The 18,441-nt window shown below is 56.4% G+C and carries 13 protein-coding genes; 9 read left to right on the top strand and 4 right to left on the bottom strand.

From position 1 onward, the window contains the following. Nucleotides 1-7: 7 nt before the first annotated feature. The 4 genes from ACFSSA_RS02100 (at nt 8) to ACFSSA_RS02085 (ending at nt 5,608) form a co-directional block, all read left to right on the top strand. A complete protein-coding gene (locus ACFSSA_RS02100) occupies nt 8-994 on the top strand; it encodes a hypothetical protein (RefSeq protein WP_386818116.1) in 987 nt (328 codons plus the stop codon). A gap of 27 nt (nt 995-1,021) precedes the next feature. After that, nucleotides 1,022-2,203 (top strand): metallophosphoesterase family protein, encoded by a 1,182-nt coding sequence (locus ACFSSA_RS02095; protein ID WP_386818115.1) that lies wholly within the window; start codon nt 1,022-1,024, stop codon nt 2,201-2,203. Between the two features lie 15 nt (nt 2,204-2,218). Next, entirely contained in the window at nt 2,219-4,936 is a 2,718-nt protein-coding gene (locus ACFSSA_RS02090; RefSeq protein ID WP_386818114.1) for an AAA family ATPase, read from the top strand. A 75-nt stretch (nt 4,937-5,011) separates the two neighbouring features. Next, entirely contained in the window at nt 5,012-5,608 is a 597-nt protein-coding gene (locus ACFSSA_RS02085) for a signal peptidase II (protein ID WP_386818113.1), read from the top strand. A gap of 39 nt (nt 5,609-5,647) precedes the next feature. Here the strand turns inward: ACFSSA_RS02085 and ACFSSA_RS02080 are convergent, their stop codons facing one another. Both ACFSSA_RS02080 and hmpA read right to left on the bottom strand, forming a co-directional pair. Next, nucleotides 5,648-6,019: a Dabb family protein gene (locus ACFSSA_RS02080; protein ID WP_386818112.1), complete on the bottom strand. Its 372-nt coding sequence runs from the start codon at nt 6,017-6,019 to the stop codon at nt 5,648-5,650. A 65-nt stretch (nt 6,020-6,084) separates the two neighbouring features. Beyond that, a complete protein-coding gene (gene hmpA, locus ACFSSA_RS02075) occupies nt 6,085-7,314 on the bottom strand; it encodes an NO-inducible flavohemoprotein (RefSeq protein ID WP_386818111.1) in 1,230 nt (409 codons plus the stop codon). Between the two features lie 89 nt (nt 7,315-7,403). Between hmpA and ACFSSA_RS02070 the strand changes: the two genes are divergently transcribed. Next, on the top strand, nt 7,404-8,111 hold the full coding sequence (locus tag ACFSSA_RS02070) for a Crp/Fnr family transcriptional regulator (RefSeq protein WP_386818110.1): 708 nt from the start codon (nt 7,404-7,406) through the stop codon (nt 8,109-8,111). A gap of 33 nt (nt 8,112-8,144) precedes the next feature. Here ACFSSA_RS02070 and ACFSSA_RS02065 read toward each other — a convergent pair whose 3' ends face one another. Both ACFSSA_RS02065 and ACFSSA_RS02060 read right to left on the bottom strand, forming a co-directional pair. After that, on the bottom strand, nt 8,145-9,611 hold the full coding sequence (locus ACFSSA_RS02065) for a DUF1501 domain-containing protein (protein ID WP_386818109.1): 1,467 nt from the start codon (nt 9,609-9,611) through the stop codon (nt 8,145-8,147). A gap of 15 nt (nt 9,612-9,626) precedes the next feature. Next, on the bottom strand, nt 9,627-12,650 hold the full coding sequence (locus tag ACFSSA_RS02060) for a PSD1 and planctomycete cytochrome C domain-containing protein (protein WP_386818108.1): 3,024 nt from the start codon (nt 12,648-12,650) through the stop codon (nt 9,627-9,629). A gap of 296 nt (nt 12,651-12,946) precedes the next feature. On the opposite strand from ACFSSA_RS02060, the gene ACFSSA_RS02055 reads away from it, so the two are divergent. The 4 genes from ACFSSA_RS02055 to ACFSSA_RS02040 are packed head-to-tail and all read left to right on the top strand — an operon-like array spanning nt 12,947 to nt 18,432. Further along, nucleotides 12,947-15,631 carry a valine--tRNA ligase gene (locus tag ACFSSA_RS02055; protein WP_386818107.1) on the top strand — a complete coding sequence of 895 codons (2,685 nt, stop codon included), beginning with the start codon at nt 12,947-12,949 and terminating at the stop codon, nt 15,629-15,631. A gap of 26 nt (nt 15,632-15,657) precedes the next feature. Then, nucleotides 15,658-16,746 carry a DUF4332 domain-containing protein gene (locus tag ACFSSA_RS02050; RefSeq protein ID WP_386818106.1) on the top strand — a complete coding sequence of 363 codons (1,089 nt, stop codon included), beginning with the start codon at nt 15,658-15,660 and terminating at the stop codon, nt 16,744-16,746. Between the two features lie 3 nt (nt 16,747-16,749). Further along, nucleotides 16,750-17,670: a thioredoxin fold domain-containing protein gene (locus ACFSSA_RS02045; RefSeq protein WP_386818105.1), complete on the top strand. Its 921-nt coding sequence runs from the start codon at nt 16,750-16,752 to the stop codon at nt 17,668-17,670. A 15-nt stretch (nt 17,671-17,685) separates the two neighbouring features. Further along, nucleotides 17,686-18,432 (top strand): NlpC/P60 family protein, encoded by a 747-nt coding sequence (locus ACFSSA_RS02040; RefSeq protein WP_386818104.1) that lies wholly within the window; start codon nt 17,686-17,688, stop codon nt 18,430-18,432. Nucleotides 18,433-18,441 lie beyond the last annotated feature (9 nt).

The raw sequence follows: 18,441 nt of genomic DNA, 5'->3' as shown, positions 1-18,441 counted from the left end.
TATGCCGATGATCGTTCCAAAATATTGGGCTGAAGGCTCTGTCCGCCACCGGAAAAAGGGGAAACAGGTCACAATCCGTCGGTTCGGCTGGTCCGATGAAAGTGAACAAGCCGCGCAGTGTATGGCTGACGAGCGCGCTGAAGAAGCCCTGCAGCGGGTTCTCTCAGGAGAGTCGAGCACTCGCCGCAGGGAGCCGCGCATCCCCTACAATGGAGCGGAGGGAGTTCCCATTCGTGAGGAAATCGTCGATACACGTGGGGAGGCTGTCCTGACGCGCAATTCCTACGGAGCACTCTGCTTGAATACACCCAATGTATTTTTCATCGATATAGATTTTGCCGATATCAAGCCGTTCGCTGGCATGACCTTCTGGCTCTATCTTGTGGGTTTTGCCATCGCGGTTGCAATGGTTTCCACGGGATATATCGTAGGTGCATCCGTGGTTTTGGCTTTTGTCGGCGCCCTCATTTTCCCGCCGGTGCTTGGAAGGATGCTCAAAAGATCTTTCCTGAAAGCCCGCGGTGGTCCGGAGCAATATGCCACCAGAAGAATAGATGCTTTCCTGGAAAATCATAAGGATTGGAGCCTGCGGGTTTACCGCACACCGGCGGGATTTCGGTTATTGGTGACACATCGGCCCTTTATGCCGTCCGAGCCCGAGGTTTCCAGCGCCTTCGAGGAGCTTGGTAGCGATATGACTTACCGGATCATGTGCCTGAGGCAGCATTGCTTTCGGGCGCGGGTCAGCCCGAAACCGTGGAGGATCGGTATGGACGATCACATCCGGCCGCGTCCCGGTGTATGGCCTGTAAAGCCAGAATATCTACCGTTGCGGGCCGAGTGGATCCGCCGCTATTCCGAAGCCGAAAAATTATTCGCAGCCTGTTTGTATGTTGGCAGCAAAGGGCAAAGCTTTATCCATTCTGAAGTTCGCCCGGTCGTGGAATGGCACGATGAACTCTGTAAATCGACCTCTGATCTGCCAATTGCGTAATACTTATTTTTATATAGAAGCTTTCCCATGCCTGTCACCTTTATCCACACCGCTGATTGGCAAATCGGCAAACCATATGCCCGCGTATCGGATCCGTTGAAGCGCGGTCGGCTTCAGCACGAGCGGATCGAGGCGTTGCAACGTATCAAAACCGCTGCAGATGCAGCAAAGGCGGCGTTCATTCTTGTCGCAGGAGATCTTTTCGATAGTCAAACACCGGATAAAGCAACGGTTTCCGCAGCTTGTGGCGCGATTGGAAACATGAAAATCCCGGTTTTGGTCATTCCGGGGAACCATGATTTCGGCGGGCCCGGAAGCATCTGGGAGCAAGCATTTTTTCTTCGGGAAAAAGAGCAACTCGCGCCGAATTTGCACATCCTATTGAAGCCGGAGCCGGTCATCCTGGAGCAAGCGATTCTTTTTCCCGCGCCTTTGCTGCAGCGCCATACCAATTCCGATAGCACCGCATGGATCCGCGCGGCGTTCGATGAAGACGGAGACCGGAATTTCCCGGAGAATCTCCCTAGAATTGTTCTCGCGCACGGCAGCATCCAAGGGTTTTCCGCGGTATCGGATGATGAGGAGGATTCCTCGGCGAGCCCGAATCTGATCGATATTTCAAGGCTTCCCCTGGGGGAAATCGATTACATCGCGCTCGGTGATTGGCACGGAACGAAGAAAATCGGCGAGGGGAAAGCCTGGTATTCCGGGACCCATGAGATCGATCGTTTTCCGCGAGGCGAGCGGAATCAGCCGGGGCACGTCCTGGCGGTAACAGCCGGGCGGGGAGAGGCGGCTGGGGTGGAAATCATCCGCACTGCGGGCTTCCAGTGGCAGGCAACGGACTTCCATTTTTCCGGAGACGAAAGTCTCGATCGATTGAAGAGCGAGCTCGATGATTTGATCGGAACGAGTGGTTCGGAAAAGCTTCTGTTGCTCACTCTCAGAGGCTCCCTGGGTATTACCGCGGCAGCAGAGCTGGAGGCGACGCTGGAAGCACTGGAGGCACGCCTTCTGAGGCTGAAACTCTACAATCATACTAGCATCGCGCCCACGGAAGCGGAGGTGCGGGAACTTGCCGGAAGATCCGCGGATCCGTTGATCAGCCATGTCGCCAGGCAATTGATAGAGCAAAGCGGCTCCAGCTCCCCCGAAGAGGCGGAGATCGCCATCCTCGCCCTTCGCGAGCTTTTTACCGCCACCCACTGATACGCTGGAAATTTTATGAGAATCCTTTCCCTCACCGTCCGCAATTACCGCATCCACGGAGAAACGACCGTGGACTTCGATCCCGCTAGAAATCTGATCGGCGGCGACAATGAAAGCGGCAAATCCACTCTGGCGGAGGCGATGCACCGCGTTCTTTTCCTGCGGGCAAAAACCGGCGGGAAGATCCAGAAGTCAATGGTGTCCTCACTACACCCGGGAGCTCCGGAGGTGGCGCTGCGGTTCGAGGAAAACGGGGAAATCTGGACTGTGGAAAAGCGCTTCTCCGGCACCAGCGGGACGGCCTCGCTCAGTTCCTCCAGGGGGGCAGCGCTGAAGGACGAGGAGGCGGAGAAGAAACTCGCAGAATTGCTGCGCAATGCGGATGGAAGTGCCAGAAAGGAAAAAGATCTCGAAAGCTGCTGGGCGCATCTCTGGGTCTGGCAGGGCACCTCGGGAAACGATGGCGCTACCCTTGCCGTTGATCAAAAGGATCAGCTGATCAAGAGGCTCCAGCGCGATGGTCTGGCCGCTGTAATGCAATCGGATCTCGATCAATCGGTGCGTGAGAGAATAGGCGCGGCGCACGCGGAAATTTTCACTTCGCAAGGACGGGTAAAAGCGAACTCGGCACTGGATGAGGCGGAGAAAGCACTCGAAAAGGCTCGTGAAAAATTGGCGGACGCGAAGGCGAAGTCGTCCGAGCTGGATCAGGCAGTCAACGCCCAGCGGAATGCGGTGATCGCTTTGGAAAATGCTGAAAAAGCTCTGCCGGAAGCGAAGAGAAACCTTGAGATTGCACAGACAGGCTTGGCCAGCGCAAAGCAGCTCGAGTCCCGTTTGGAGAATGAAAAAGCCAATCTGAAAGCCGCAATTGCGGAGCATGCGGATCTCGTCCGGAACGATAAAAAAATCAATGATCTGCTCGTGGCGATGACGGCTGCCGCGGAGAAACTATCACCATTGGAGGCGAAGCTATCCATTCTGGAGGATCAGGAACAAGCGGCTGCAAAGGCGGCGGCGGCAGCTGAAGCAAAGCTTGAAGAACTTACCTCGAAAACCCGCTCCGCACGGCTGGCCCACGATTTTTCGCTGGCGGCGGTCACTCATTTCGAGAAGGTCGAGGTATTCCAGGAATGTAGCCGTAAGGCAGAAGAAATCAGTGGGATCGCGGCAGCACTGGACGAGGATAGAAAAGCGCTTTCGGCTCTGCCGGAAATCAGCCCGGAAGATCTGGTGGATCTGCGGGGACTGGAGGCCTGGATCCGCGAGCAGGAGGTGGCGCTCGCCGCGATCGCATCCGGCATCGAGCTGCTCGCCAGCGATGTTCCAGTGAGCCTGGATGGCCGGACCTTGGATGTTGCCACGCAGCGCACGATCACTAGCCCGGCGGAGCTTCTCATCGGTGCCGGCACCCGTATCCGCATCCACCCTGGCGGCGGGAGTTCGCTCACCGCAGCCCGTGAAACCGAGGCGGGAACCCGCCAAAAGCTCCGGGAGACTTTGGACCGGCTCACGGTTTCATCATTGGAGGAAGCGACGCGGATTCAATCGAACCGCCAGCTTTTGGAGCAAAAAATCGCGACGACTTCCGCGAGGCTCCAGGCTCTTGGGGCGGAGCAAATCGTTTCGCGTCTCGCCGCAGCAGAAGCTGCCCGCGATGCTTCTGCTGCAGAGATGAAGCGCCGCTACCAAGCATTGGAAGCCGGGGCTGGTCTCGCACCTCCAGAGGATTTGGCGGCAGCCGAAAAGCTCGTGAGACTTACCGGTGAGAATCTGGAAGAAATCGGCTCGAAAGAGCGGGAGTGTCTGGCAGAACGCGAGGAAAGCCGAAAGGTCCATCAGAAAGCGAGCGCTGCGAAGACCAGTCATCGGTCGTCCATCGAGAGCTCGCTTCAAACACATACGGAATTGAAAATTCAGGCGGAGACTCTCAGCCAGAGTTATGGCGATGCGGCAAAGCGCACTGCCGCAATCCATCTGGCGGAGGAAAAAGTAACCAGGCTTGATGCCATCACCACCGGGACCCGGGAAGCGCTCGCAGAACTGGATCCGGAGGCTCTGGAGCGGGATCGGGCGCGTTTTGAGCGCAGCCTGCAGGTGAATGCGGACAAAATTTCCGAGGCTCGCGAGACCATCGCAGCCTGCCGCGCGAAGCTTACGCTTGATGGCAGCCATGACCCGGAAGCCGATATTCTGCGGGCACAGGCCCACATGGAAAGGACTGAGATCACTTACCTCTCGGAAAAGCGCCGCGCGGATTCGATCGCGCTTTTGGAGAAGCTTTTCTCGGAATCCCAGGCGACCATCCGCACGCAGATCACGCAGCCGATTGCCGAAAGAGTCAGCGGGTATTTGGAAGCGCTCCATGGAAGAGGAACCCGGGCGGAGTTGGTCTTTGGCGATAAAGAGCATGAGCTGACCTTGACGCGGCCCGGCGAGCCGAGTTTTTCGTTCGAAAATCTGAGCGGAGGCGCGAAGGAGCAGCTGGCTGCGGCATTGCGCCTGGCGATGGCGGAAATCCTTGCCGCAGACCATGACGGGAGTCTTCCGATCCTTTTTGACGATGCCTTTGCCTTCACCGATCCCACGCGGGTCCAAGCGCTACAACGCATGCTGGATCTCGCCGCAACACGGGGCCTGCAGATTATTGTTCTTTCCTGCTCCCCGGCGGATTATGCGGCTTTAGCAGCGAAGGAATGCCACTTGAGCCCGCAGGCAAGGCCCACCCGCTGAGTGCAGAGATTTCCGAGCGGGAAATCGCTTTCTTTAGCCGCTTGAATCCACAGGCTATTGCCCTTAATTAACGCCATGTCGCTTCCGAAACTACTGCTCTTCCTCAGCCTCCCGCTCTACCTACTCGATCAGGCGACGAAGGCTTGGACCGTGAGCAATTTTGCTCCGCCGTGGTCTCCGGAGGCTTCACAGTGGAAGATCATTCCTGATATTTTCCATTGGATCCGGGTTCACAATCAGGGAGTGGCTTTCGGTTTGGGCAATGGAACGGAATGGGCGCCGATCGTATTTCTGCTCGTTCCAATCATCGCAATGGTGATGATCCGTATTTTCTGGAAGAAGGGTGTCTTCGAGCACGCGCTTTCCAAAATAGCTGTTGCGCTGCTTCTCTGCGGGATTCTCGGGAATCTCACGGACCGTCTCGTTCAGGGCTTCCTGCTCGATGAGGTGAAAAACGGTAGCTTCTGGGGGCGCCTCTCCCAAGGATACGTGGTTGATTTCATCTCCGTAAAACTCCCGCTATACGAGAAAATCGTCCCGGAAAGCCGAGGCTGGTGGCCGACCTTTAATGTGGCTGATTCCTGCATCTGCGTGGCGGCGATTTTCCTCTTCATCGGCGGAGTGATGGATGAAAAAGCCAAGGCAAAGCTGGAAAAGTCCAAAGCTGCCTAGCTGCTGTGATAAAGTCAGACGACCCCCGGCGAGCCGTCCCTACTTCTCGTTTTTTGCGGTGTAATCGAAGACCAAGGCTTTTTCCAGAATGGGACCGAGAAGCTTTTTGAACTCCAGGTGATCCGGATGCGGGATGTAGGTCTCGAGGCCGGCTTTGTCTTTGAACGTCACAAGGAAGCAGTGGGTGAGACCGTCGTTCTTCTGCTCCACGCTCTCGCTCAGGCCCCATTCATAATCGACGATTGTATCAATTTTTGAAGGAAGCTCGGCGAAAGCCTTTTCAACGGCTTTTACTTCCTCCGGCGTCGCGGAGTCTTTGAATTTGAAAAGGACGATGTGGCGGAATTCGCCACCGGCGAGTGAAAGCGCGGTTGTGGACATGACGAGAGTGGAGACGAGGAATTTTCGCATAACAAGCTCCACTTGAGAGCTAGCGGAAGCTTCTGTCAAACAAGAGGCTTCCGCAGCACGGCATCTCACGCGGTTTCGAGTTCTTCGCGTGGGCCGAAGAATTCGAAATGGACCTGTGTGCCGGGAATACCCCATGCGAGAAGCTGCCGGTAGATGGAACTCATGAATGGCTTGGGACCGCAGAAATAGTAGTCACAATCCCGCGTTGGGAGCAGATTCCCGATCAGTTCCGCATCGATATAACCGGTGCTGTCAAAGCGGTTCGCCGCCCGGTCCTCCTCTGTCGGCTCGCTGTAGCGGATGTGGGAGGTGACGTTATCGTTCTTTGCGGAGATTTCCCGGACGTGGGAGGCAAAGCTGTGGGTTTTTCCATGGAGGGAGCCGTGGATAAAATAGATCTCGCGCTCCGGGCGGGCGTTTGTCGCGCTCTCAAGCATAGCGAGCAGTGGCGTGATGCCGACACCTGCGGAAAGCAGCACCAGTGGACGCTCGTGATGTTCCGAGAGATCGAGGAAAAACTCCCCGCAGGGCGGGCCAATTTCGAGGGTTTCCCCCTCGGCTTTCCCATGGAGAAAATTGGATACCGCACCGTTTGGCTCAGCCTTCACACTGATGCGGAAGTGCCCGGGATTCGGAGCACATGAGAGGCTGTAGTTCCGCATGGTGGTGCCGCTTTTCGGGTCTGGAACGCGGACGGTGATGTATTGGCCTGGCTTATATCCAGGGACATTGGAGCCGTCTTCGGGAGAGAGGTAGAAGGAGGTGATGACATCGCTTTCGCGGACTTTCCGGACGATTCTGAAGTTTTTGAAGCCGCTCCAGCCGTTCTCTTTGTTCTCCTGTTCGGTGTAGATCTGATGCTCGCGGCCGATGAGGATGCTGGCGAGGAAGCCGTAGGCTTCGGCCCATGCGGTCACGATTTCATGATCGGCGGGTAGGGAGAGCACCTCCTGGATGGCGGCAAGGAGGTTGGAGCCGACGATAGGGTAATGTTCCGGAAGAATGCGCAGGCCGGCGTGTTTTTGGGCGATCCGCTCCACGGCGGAGGCAAGGACTTCCAGATTATCGACGTTTGCGGCGAAGGCACAAATGGCTCCGGCCAATGCCCGCTGCTGGGTGCCGCCTGCCTGGTTGGATGCGTTGAAAAGGGAGGAGACCTCCGGATTTTCCCGGAACATGCGCTCATAGAAATGGCGGGTGAGGAGTTCGCCGTTTTCCTGCAGGACTGGTGAGGTGCTCTTGACGGTGGCGATGGTGTTTTCACTCAGGGCAAGGGGCGCGGGCGGTGTTTTCATGGGAGCGATCAATGTCCCGCGTGGAGGAAACGGCAAGAGCCGCGGTTTCTGCCTTTTGACGGGGGTCAAAAAACGTCAGCATCCGTGCAATGAATCGTCCGGAAATCATCAAGCGCGCCGCATTGGCCTCGGCCTTGAAACGTGTGCCGATCTTCCAGGGGCTGCCGGCGGAGGATGTGGAAAGAATCGCCGGCTATGCTTCGCGACAAAGCTTGGAAAAAGGAGAAATTCTTTTCGAGGAAGGCGGCGAGGTGAAAGGATTTTATATCGTCACCAAGGGATTGATCAAAGCCTACCGCATCGGTGAAGGAGGGCGCGAGCAGCTGATCCATCTCGTGCATCCTGACGAATCATTTGCCGAGCCCGCTGTCGCCGGACTGCCTGGCTATCCCGCGCATACCAGGGCACTGGGAAAAACCGAGGTGATCCTGATCCCGGCGGCGGAGTTTCTAGCCCATTTGCGAGAGCAATCCGATCTCGCCCTGCGCATGTTGGCATCGCTCAGCAGACATTTGCACGATCTGGTCTCCACGATCGAAAACTACAAGCTCCGTGATGCGGAAACACGGCTTTTACACTGGCTGGTCAGGCGCTGCGGCGGGGAAGAGCGGACGGTGATCAAATTAGGCATTTCAAAAGGAGTCCTCGCCTCCGAGCTAGGCACCCGGCAGGAGACGCTTTCCCGCATTTTCGCAAAGCTGAGAGCCGCAGGCGAGATCCGGGTAGAAGGACGCGAGATCGTGATTCCGGATACCGGGCGGCTGCGCAGGCTCTTCGAGCAACAGCTGCATTCGTGACAAAATGCGGATTCGCCCGGAGAGATGGTTTCCTCAGGCAAAGAGATCGTGCTTTACCTTCGGTGTGTTTGCCGGGCCGATGAGGCGCTGGTTGAGCCCTTGGTAGGGATAATTCAGCTTGAAAGGATCCAGGCCGCAGGCGTGGAGGATGGTTGCGTGGAAATCACGGACATGAACGCCGTCTTTGACCACGCTGTAGCCTAGCTCATCGGTTTCCCCGTAGGTGCCCGGCTTCACGCCCGCACCGGCCATCCAGATGGTGAATGCGTCTGGATGATGATCGCGGCCGAGTAATTTTGAGCCGTTCCGCCCCTCGTTCATCGGCGTGCGGCCGAATTCTCCACCCCAGATGACAAGGGTGTCTTCTAGGAGTCCGCGGCGTTTTAGATCGGTGAGAAGTGCGCCAACGGGCTGATCCGTCTGCTTGCACTTTTTAGGGAACTGGGTCTTTAGATCGTCATTATCGGTTGTGCCGTGAATGTCCCAGCCCCAGTCGAATAGCTGGACGAAACGCACACCTTTTTCCACCAGACGGCGCGCGAGTAGGCAGTTGTTGGCGAAGGAGGCTTTACCCGGCTGGGCGCCATATTCTTCCAGGATGCTTGCCGGCTCTTTGGAAATATCCATCACGCCCGGCACGGCTGCCTGCATGCGGAAGGCCAGTTCGTATTGGTTGATACGGGTCAGTGTCTCGGGATCCTTGAACTGCTCCAGCTCCTTGCGGTTCAGCTCGTTGAGGGCATCGAGACTACGGCGGCGAATATCACGGGAGAGCCCTTCCGGATTGCTCACATAGAGCACGGGATCGCCCTCGGAGCGGCATTGGACACCTTGATAAACGGAGGGCAGGAAGCTGCTTCCCCACAGACTTTTTCCACCCGATGGTAGGCTGTCGCCCGAAAGCAACACCATATAGCCGGGAAGGTCTTCATTGAATGAGCCCAAGCCATAGGTGACCCATGAGCCAATGGACGCGCCGCCGAATTGCTGGCTGCCGGTGTGCATCAGCAGCTGTGCAGGTGCATGATTGAACTGATCCGTATGCATGGATTTCACGATGCAAAGATCGTCCGCATGCTTGGCAATGTTCGGCAGCATTTCACTGATTTCCGCGCCGCTTTTTCCATGTTTGTTGAACTTGTAGATGGATCCCAGGAGCTTTGGCGTGCCCTTGATGAAGGCAAAGCTTTTCCCTTCCAAAAGCTCCGCCGGGCATTCCTTCATGTGGAATTCATTGAGCTTTGGTTTAAAATCAAAAAGTTCCTGTTGTGGCGGAGCGCCCTCCATGTGGAGGTAGATGACCCGCTTGGCTTTCGGCGCGATCATTGGAATCAGGGCGCGCATCGGGTTGTCCACCGGTGCCTCGGTGGCGGCGTGGCCTTTGCCGGGGAAAAGCGCGTTGAGTGCGATCGCACCGAGGCCGTAACCGGTGTTTCCGAGGAAATGGCGGCGGGTTTGGGCTTGTCCCCGGGCGGTTTGGAATTCGTTGAAAGGATTCATTCGGAAAATTGGGATTTAATTTGTGAGGAAACCGTCGAGGTTGAGGATGACGTTTGCGACCACGCTGAGCGCGGCGAGCTGCGCGGCGTTTGTCTCGGTAACTTTCAGATCAGAGGGGATCTTGTTTTCTCCGGCCATTGCCATCGCCGCTTTAGCGTCTGCCTGGTAATTGGCCAGGGAATCCTCGTAGAGTGCCAGCAGCGGTGGAATCTGTGCTGCGGCGGCCGGGGTATTCATCGCCAGCTCCAGCCCGTGGGAAATAGCTTCCGCTGGTGCTTGTGGAGAGTGGAGCAACATCTTTCTTGCGAGGGACTGGGCTGCCTCGATGAAGACCGCGTCATTGAGCGTCATGAACGATTGCAGAGGAGTGTTGGTCCTTAGGCGGCGGAGATTGCAGACATCCCGGGAAGCCATATCGAAGGTATCGAAAAGCGGGTGGGGAGAGGTTCGTTTCAGGTATGTGTAAATGGCGCGTCGATAGCGATCGTCATCTGTGTTTTCCACCCAAGTCATACCCCCGGTGAAGGCTGATGCGATGCGCTTTACCGGGCTGGGCGGATAGACAGGTTTTCCAAACTGGCGGTCTGTCAGCAGGCCGGAAACGGCAAGTGCCTGATCCCGGACGACTTCCGCGGGCAGGCGGACACGTGGACCATGGGAGAGAAACAGATTCCGGGGATCCAGCTCAAGCTGGGCTTCCGAGGCGACTGATGACTGCCGGTAGGTTGCCGACATGACCATTTTCTTCAAAATGGCTTTCGTATCCCAGCCGCTTTCGATGAAATCGACAGCCAGCCAATCCAGCAATTTCGGATGGGTGGGCGGGAGGCCCTGCATGCCGAAATCTTCTTCGGTTTCGACGATCCCATAGCCGAAAATTCTAGCCCAGAAGCGATTGACCGTAACGCGGGCGGTGAGCGGATTTTCGGGATCGACCAGCCATTTGGCGACGCCGAGGCGGTTCAATGGAGCGCCTTCGGGGAGTGGGTTGAAGGAGCCGAGGACTGCCGCGTTCACCTTTTCTCCTGGCTGCATAAAGCTGCCGCGGATCATGATGTGGGACTCCCGCTTGCGGTTTTGCGGGAGCTCCGCCATGATTGGAACCCGGATTGGCTCGCCCGCCTTTTTGGCCAGCTCCCTGATTTTGCGCTCATTGGGATCCAGGGTATTTTTCCTGTATTGATCCGCCGGCTGCGGAGCGGAGGTGTAGGAAATCCGGTAGCGTGCGGTGTTCAAGGTTGTGTAGGGCGAGTCGTGGTTTATGACGAAAACCAGTTCACTGTCTTCCGCCAGATCAAGGGGTTCGGCGAGGCTGAAGACGCCCTCGCGGCGGGATCGATAGCCCTCGCGAGGATGGTTGACGCCCCATCCGAAGCGGACTTTATCGTCATCGACTCCATCAATCAGATTGGTGATCTTGAGGTTCGGGTGAATATATTCCGCCGCGGCATCGGAAAACATGACCGGGGTGAGGCTTTCGCCGGATTTGAGGAACATCGATACCTTGGTGATCAAGGTGGCACCATCAGGGGTGCGGCCGATGCTCTCGCCATTTGCCTGGCTGGGGAGCAATTCCAGGCGAATTCCTGTCAGTTTGCCCGCCTTCGCTTTGAAGGTGGTCGTATACTCGTCATGCAGCGGGTTTTTTCCGGAGGCTTCGATGGATTGGTCGGGCAGGGTCTTCAGCTTCGCTCCATCACGGGATTTGCCAGCCTGTGCCGGGACGATCCAGGGATCGGGCAGTTCCGGCCGTTTGGCTTCCAGCTTTTTGATTTCCGCGAGCGCTTGGGAAATCTCTTTTTCCCGGCCGCGGGGCCTGATTTCCAGCTTGGGTTTATCGTCCTTGCGGTCGTTATCCTCGGTTTGATTGAAAAGATCGTAAAAGGAATAGTATTCCTCATGGCGGATCGGATCGTATTTGTGAGTATGGCACTCAGCGCAGCGCATGGTGAGACCCATCCAGACATTCACCGTGGTATTGATGCGGTCTTTGACTGCGATGACGCGGAATTCCTCATCGTTGGTGCCGCCTTCGTTGTTGGAGAGGGTATTGCGGTTGAAAGCGGTGGCGAGAATTTGATCCGGTGTGGGATCCGGCAGTAGATCGCCTGCGAGTTGCTCGATCGTGAATTGATCGAAGGGCATGTTTTTGTTGAACGCATTGATCACCCAATCGCGCCACGGCCAGATATCCCTGTGCTCATCCCCGGAGTAGCCGACGGAGTCCGCATAACGGGCGAGGTCCAGCCACATTGCTGCCCAGTGCTCGCCGAAGTGTGGGGAGGAGAGAAGTGCATCAACTTGTTTTTCGTAATTCTCCAGGCTGGGATCCGCCGCGAAGGCCTGTGCCTGGTTGTAGGTGGGCGGGATGCCTGTCAGATCCAGGGAAACGCGGCGGAGGAGCTCGTATGCATCTGCCTGGGGAGAATGGCTGAGGCCGAGCTTCGCGTGCTTTTCAGCAATGAATCCATCGATCTCGTTCCGGGCCCATGCTCCGCCCGCGGTAGGCACGGAGGATTTCGTAGGTTTTACAAACGACCAATGGGTCTCATAGCGGGCGCCTTCGTTGATCCACTGGCGTATGGTTTCTATCTCGTCCACGGACAGGGCGTGGCCATGTTCCGGCGGTGGCATCACGTCGTCCGGATCTGCGGTGGCGATACGCTTGAAAACCTCGCTTGCTTCTGCGTCACCCGGGACGATGCCGATAACTCCATCATTATCGTAAGTGGCACCCTCGAAGGTATCGATCCGGAAATCCGCCTTGCGGTCGCCGTCATCCGGGCCGTGGCAGCCGATACAGTTCTTGGAAATGATCGGTCTGATCTCTTCGTTGAAGCCGATCCCGCCGAGTGCGCTGGCAGCGGGAAACGCGCCGAGCAATATCCAGCAAAGCTGCGGGATCGAGCGGCTGCGGAGTGTGTGGAAGGATGTCGGGAGCATGGTGGCGAGAGGTTCCTGAGGTTTTTTGTCTGGGGTGCCGGGAGAAACTACGGTCTGGGATTTGGTAGAATATGAGAAGATGGAAAGGCTGCCCATGGGTAGTTTTACCCTGTTTGACGGGCCTGATCGGCTTGTCGCAAACGGCAGGACGATGGGTAGATGTCTAAAAATTGGATAATTTTGCGAGAAAAATGATACATTTTTGTTTTATTTGTATCATATTTTGAATGTGATGACGGAGTAGGAAATACGTCTGTGATAACATGGGTCTATCAAAGTCTCCCGTGAGACCGGGTCCCGTGAGACCGGGGATTGGGCGCTTCCGGGGATGTCAGTCCTGCCGTTGCTCCATGCTGGACAAACGAAATTGACTCGGCGAGCATCCGCGCCCGATGTCTGAGTTAGCGAAAGCGTATGAGCCACAAGCCGTGGAAGAGAAATGGTATGCCGCGTGGCTGGCTGCCGGGTGTTTCAAGGGTGATGAGTCCTCCGGGAAAGAGGCGTATTCCATCGTCATACCTCCGCCGAACGTCACAGGCATTCTTCACCTCGGCCATGTGCTGAACAATTCCATCCAGGATATTCTTGCCCGCCGCGCACGCCAGAAGGGTAAAGCGGTCCTTTGGCTTCCGGGCACCGATCACGCCGGTATCGCCACTCAGGCAAAGGTCGAACGCGAGCTGCGCGAGAAGGAAGGCAAAACCCGCCGCGATCTCGGCCGTGACGAGTTTCTCAAGCGGGTATGGGATTTCAAGGACACGCACGGAGATATTATCATCAAGCAGCTGAAACGGCTCGGTTGTTCCTGCGACTGGGATCGCGAGCGTTTCACCATGGATCCGGGCTACACCAAGTGGGTGAGCAAGGTTTTCGTCGATTTATTCAATGAAGGTCTCATCTATCGTGGGAAGCGGATGGTGAACTGGTGCCCCGTTTCGCTCACCGCTCTCTCCGATGAAGAGGTGGTCATGAAGCCCTCCCGTTCCAAGCTGTTTACGATGAAATATGAGCTCGTCGACAGCCCCGGGGAGTATATCGAGATTTCCACGACCCGGCCGGAAACCATCATGGGGGATGTGGCCGTGGCGGTGCATCCGAAGCATCCGAAATGGTCGAAATGGATCGGAAAGAAAGTCCGTCGCCCGTTCCCGGCTGCAGAGATTCCGATCATCGCGGACGAAGCTGTGGACCTGGAGTTCGGCACCGGTGCGTTGAAAATCACTCCGGCTCACGACAAGGTCGATTTTGAAATCGGCCTCAAACACGATCTTGAAATCATCGATACCTTGCATCCGGACGGTCGTATCAATTGCCCGGCGGTTCCCGAGTTCGACGGACTGGATCGCTTTGTCGCGCGGCGTGCCGCAGCCGCAAAGCTGGAGGAAATGGGCCTACTGATTGGTGTGGAAGAATATGAAAACAACGTTGGCTACTCCGAGCGTGCCGATGTGCCGATCGAGCCACGCATTTCCATGCAATGGTTCCTGCGCTATCCGGAGATCGAGAGATCCACGCAAGCCGTTGCCTCGGGCGAGATCAAGTTCCGCCCGGAACGTTGGGCAAAGACCTATGCCCACTGGATGGAAAATCTTCAGGATTGGTGCATCAGCCGCCAGCTCTGGTGGGGACATCAGATCCCTGTGTGGTATCGGAAAGATAAGCTGGAGACCCTGAAAAACGCCGAATCCCTGGAGACCAGGGATGCCGAGGCCGGCGATATTTACGTCGGCATCGAGGCTCCTTCCGAAGGGGATTGGGTGCGCGATGAAGATGTCATGGATACTTGGTTTTCCTCATGGCTCTGGCCTTTCGCGACGATGACGGACGTCGACGAGAATTCCGAGACATTGAAAAAGTTCTATCCGACAACGGATCTTGTGACCGGGCCCGATATCATCTTCTTCTGGGTCGCCCGGATGATCATGGCCGGCTACCGTTTCACGGGAGAGCTGCCATTCAAAAATGTCTACTTCACCTCAATCATCCGCGATCTCAAGGGCCGCAAAATGAGTAAATCCCTGGGGAATTCGCCCGATCCGATCGACCTGATGGACAAGTTCGGCGCTGACGGACTGCGATTCGGACTCATGCGGATCGCGCCGGTGGGCTCCGACGTCCGTTTCGACGAAGGCTCGGTGGAAGCCGGAAGGAACTTTGCGAACAAGATTTATAATGCCTGCCGTTTCCGCCAGATGGATGGCAATGAGTTTGCTCCGCTTCCTTCCGCGAAAGGTCTGCCGGTCTATCACATCCAGGTCATGGCGAAGCTCGATCAGCTCACAGCGGATTTGGATGCCATCTATGGGGAATACCGTTTTGGCGAAATCGCCCAGCGGCTCTATGAATTCCTGTGGAACGACTTTTGCGATAAATGGCTGGAGGCCGTGAAGGCGGATCTCCGCGAGTCTGCCACCGCGGAAGCGCGGGCTGCCGCTCTGGGCACTTTTGATGCGGTGATGAGCCGGTATCTCCAGCTGCTTCATCCATATATGCCGCACGTCACCGAGGAACTTTCCGAGCGGATGAACTACGTTTCCGAAGGTGAGTTTGTCATGAACAAAGTCCTACCGGAAACCGCCTTGCTGCACGAGCTTTCCCCAGCGGAAATCGAGGCCGCGCAGAAGCAGGCACAAGCGATTTATGATGCCGCGGGAAGGCTGCGGAATCTGAAGGCGGAGTATAATCTGGGCTCACGCAAGGATGTCCGCTTCGTGATAAAAGGCGCGGCGGAATGGCTTTCCGGAGAGCTCAATGTCCTCGCTCTTCTCGCAGGAGCGGCGGAGATTTCGACGGATGATTCCTACGAGGCTCCGAAGGGCACACCGGCTGCCGTGACTCCTGTGGGTGAGGCATATCTCCCGATGGAAGGCATGGTCGATGTCGAGGCGGAGAGAATCCGTATCTCCAAGGAGATCGAGAAAATGCTGATCGAAGTGAAAAAATCCGAGGGAAAACTGGGTAATGCAAGTTTCGTCGACCGCGCTCCCTCGGAAGTCGTCGCGCAGGAAAAAGAACGGCTCGAAGATTGGAAAACGAAGCTCGCCCAACTCGGAGAAATGCTGGAAGCTCTGAAATAAACCGCTTAATAGCCTCTAAAAACCCTATGCCAACCCTGAATGAAATTTCCGGAATCGATCCTTCGTCGCTAGAGCTTTTGGAGGCTGTAGGTATCCGCAACGCAGAGAATTTAGCGAAGCAGGATACCGATTTTCTGGTCTCTGAGCTGGAGAAGGCAAATGAGGTGCTGGAGATTACGGAACACACGCCGGGCCGGGCGGAGGTCGCGGAATGGATTTCCGCCGCAGGCACATTGACCGGTGGCGGGGAGGTGGTGGCAGCTCCGGCACCTGCGAGGGCTCCGCGGAAAGTGGAGAAAAGCGATCAGGAGCCGGTCAATTACGAGGGGAACGCAGAAGTCGCGGCAATGCTGGCGGAAGCTCCGTATGCCGTGCCCATGCCTGGAAAAAAAATGATGGAACAGAATCTGAAGGTTTCCGATGTGCCTGCGGGCATTCTGCTCAACCGATATTCAGGGGATCTTGATGTGCGGATCGCTGATAGCGATGGCGTGGAAAAAGAGCCGCTGGTTGTCAATGCCTCGAAATCCAAAGCGGAGCGCCTCAGACCAGGCGCGAAACGCCCTTTTGATCCTACCCAGGTAAAACCCATGAGCGCGATTGCCTCGCCCGCAGTGCGCGTTCCGGTCTCGAAATCCGGGCACGAGGAAGATCGGGTGGCATTGATCCGTGCGCCGCGCGAGAAGACCAATCGGGGGAAAGATCCCAACTCCCGGCGATACATCCGCGGAGTGCTTCACACGCATCCGTGGAGCCTGCGTTTTGGCGCGGTGGCGAGCTTGCTGCTGATCATCGATTTACCGCTGGCCATTATCTCGGCGATCCTGCTTCTGCTTTCCGACCAGATGCCGGAAACGATCACGTGGGTGCCGAAGTGGATTCTCGTTTTCCCGGTGGCTCTACCGGTTCTCGGCCTTTTATATTTTATCTGGGGATTCACAGGGAAGTGCAGGATATGCACCCAGAAGCTCTTCGTTCACAAGGCGGCGCTGAAGCACGTGAAGGCACATAGCTTGCTGGGCATGGGCTACGTCGTTCCGCTGAGCCTCCACCTGCTGCTCTTCAGCTGGTTCCGATGTTCCTCTTGCGGAACGCCTGTGCGTTTGAAAAAGTAAAATATGTCGATTTCCGGAAAACTCATGCTCGCGGGAGCGACGGGCGTATTGCTTGCTGCCTGTGCGAAAAATGACGAGAAAAAGCCGGAGCCGTTTGGCCCGACAGGTATTCCCCCGGCTTTGCGCGCCAGCTCCGGCACTGACGGAGGCACAGCCATCATTCCCGGCGGCAATGCGAAGACCAACCCTATTGCCGTAACTCCCCAGGAAGATATCGTTTTCACGGATCCCGATAATCCGGATGCAGGCATTCCAGAGCTTGAGTCTCTCATGGCGGCACCAAAAAAAGGTCCCTGGGAGGAAAGCATCACCATCGCCCGACAGACGGCCGCACGGGAGGGGAAGCCTATCCTTATCTGGTTTACGGATTCCGCACGCAGCCCGATGTGTAAGGCGTTGAGCGCCGAGCTGTTCGCGACCAAAGAATTCGGCAAATGGGCGGAGGATAAGGTTGTCCGGCTCCGTATCGACTCGAATGTATCCGTAGATGATCCGGATCTTTCATTGGATGAAAAGGTCAACCGGCAAGTCGAGATGAAGGATTATGTAAAGCGCTTGAAGAAGCGTTACAAAGTTCTGGGGCATCCTTTTGTGCTGATGCTCAATCCAAGCGGAGAAGTCATCGGACGTTACCGTGGCTACAAACGCGGCGAGGCGGATTATTTCTGGGGGCTCATCAAGCAGGGGGAAGTGGCTTCCTCCACGGCCTACAAGAGCTGGCGCAAGGGGCTGGAAGATAAAGGATACCGTGATTGGGAAGGGAAAGGCGGCCGCAAGGTGTTTGCGAAGCTGGTATCCTATTCCAAAGGCACTCTCGTATTGATCGAGCCCGGCGGGGAGCGCTACAAGACCCACGAGTCCAAGCTCTCCCGCAAAGATCGCAAGTGGATCGACGAGCAAAAAGCATTGCGGGGGATTGAATAAGGTTTTTCCTGTAAGATGAGATTTTTTTCGCTGATTGCCATCGCGGGGGCATGCCTTGTCTCCTGCGCACCACAGAAGAGGAGCCCGGAAGATGCGGTTCTTGTCGCCAAAAGCTATGCTGAGCTGGAGTGGATGCCGGAGGCGCGCCATATCCGCCACGGTAAAGACTCGAAAGGGATTATCGTTCACACTCCGGACAAATCCCTGTCCGCGCATACCGATGATAAACGCGGCTGGTGGCAGCCGGGGAAACCAGCCACCGGGATGGCCTACAAGTGGGGTGGATTCGATACTCCGGAGAGTTTTTTGGCGGGCTTGAAGGCCGGTAAAAAAGCCGGCGATGTGGCCAATAGCTATAAAGTGCGCAATGATAACGCCGTGGTGAGTGAGGAGAGTGTCGGGATTGATTGCTCAGGCTTCGTTTCGCGCTGCTGGGGGCTGGACCGGCATGTTTCCACAAAGGATTTGCCCGGTATTTGCGAGCCAGTGGGCTGGGGCGAGCTCCGGAAGGGGGATATTCTCCTAAAAAATGGTCACGTGCTGATGTTTCTTACCTACCAGGATAGCTTTGTCATCGGTTACGAAGCCGGCCCCATCCCGACCTGGCGGGCCCGTATCTGCGCAATCCATGTCGACTATCTGAAAAAAAATGATTACGCCCCGTGGCGTTATCGCCTGATGGATGAGCCCGCCGCCGATGCGGAAACGAAGTATTACGATATCGACTTCAGCAGAGAGCAATGGAGGATGGGCCCGTATTAGGCCTGCGTA

The organism is Luteolibacter algae (genome assembly GCF_042683045.1).
Classification (GTDB): domain Bacteria; phylum Verrucomicrobiota; class Verrucomicrobiia; order Verrucomicrobiales; family Akkermansiaceae; genus Luteolibacter; species Luteolibacter algae.
Note: the sequence above shows the minus strand (reverse complement) of the source record. Positions and strands in the feature narration are given on the sequence as shown.

Bases quoted from the DNA above. Each gene is read 5' to 3' on its own strand.
- ACFSSA_RS02100 (WP_386818116.1), top strand. From the start codon at position 8: ATGATCGTTCCAAAATATTGGGCTGAAGGCTCTGTCCGCCACCGGAAA.
- ACFSSA_RS02095 (WP_386818115.1), top strand. From the start codon at position 1,022: ATGCCTGTCACCTTTATCCACACCGCTGATTGGCAAATCGGCAAACCA.
- ACFSSA_RS02090 (WP_386818114.1), top strand. From the start codon at position 2,219: ATGAGAATCCTTTCCCTCACCGTCCGCAATTACCGCATCCACGGAGAA.
- ACFSSA_RS02085 (WP_386818113.1), top strand. From the start codon at position 5,012: ATGTCGCTTCCGAAACTACTGCTCTTCCTCAGCCTCCCGCTCTACCTA.
- ACFSSA_RS02080 (WP_386818112.1), bottom strand. From the start codon at position 6,019: ATGCGAAAATTCCTCGTCTCCACTCTCGTCATGTCCACAACCGCGCTT.
- hmpA (WP_386818111.1), bottom strand. From the start codon at position 7,314: ATGAAAACACCGCCCGCGCCCCTTGCCCTGAGTGAAAACACCATCGCC.
- ACFSSA_RS02070 (WP_386818110.1), top strand. From the start codon at position 7,404: ATGAATCGTCCGGAAATCATCAAGCGCGCCGCATTGGCCTCGGCCTTG.
- ACFSSA_RS02065 (WP_386818109.1), bottom strand. From the start codon at position 9,611: ATGAATCCTTTCAACGAATTCCAAACCGCCCGGGGACAAGCCCAAACC.
- ACFSSA_RS02060 (WP_386818108.1), bottom strand. From the start codon at position 12,650: ATGGGCAGCCTTTCCATCTTCTCATATTCTACCAAATCCCAGACCGTA.
- ACFSSA_RS02055 (WP_386818107.1), top strand. From the start codon at position 12,947: ATGTCTGAGTTAGCGAAAGCGTATGAGCCACAAGCCGTGGAAGAGAAA.
- ACFSSA_RS02050 (WP_386818106.1), top strand. From the start codon at position 15,658: ATGCCAACCCTGAATGAAATTTCCGGAATCGATCCTTCGTCGCTAGAG.
- ACFSSA_RS02045 (WP_386818105.1), top strand. From the start codon at position 16,750: ATGTCGATTTCCGGAAAACTCATGCTCGCGGGAGCGACGGGCGTATTG.
- ACFSSA_RS02040 (WP_386818104.1), top strand. From the start codon at position 17,686: ATGAGATTTTTTTCGCTGATTGCCATCGCGGGGGCATGCCTTGTCTCC.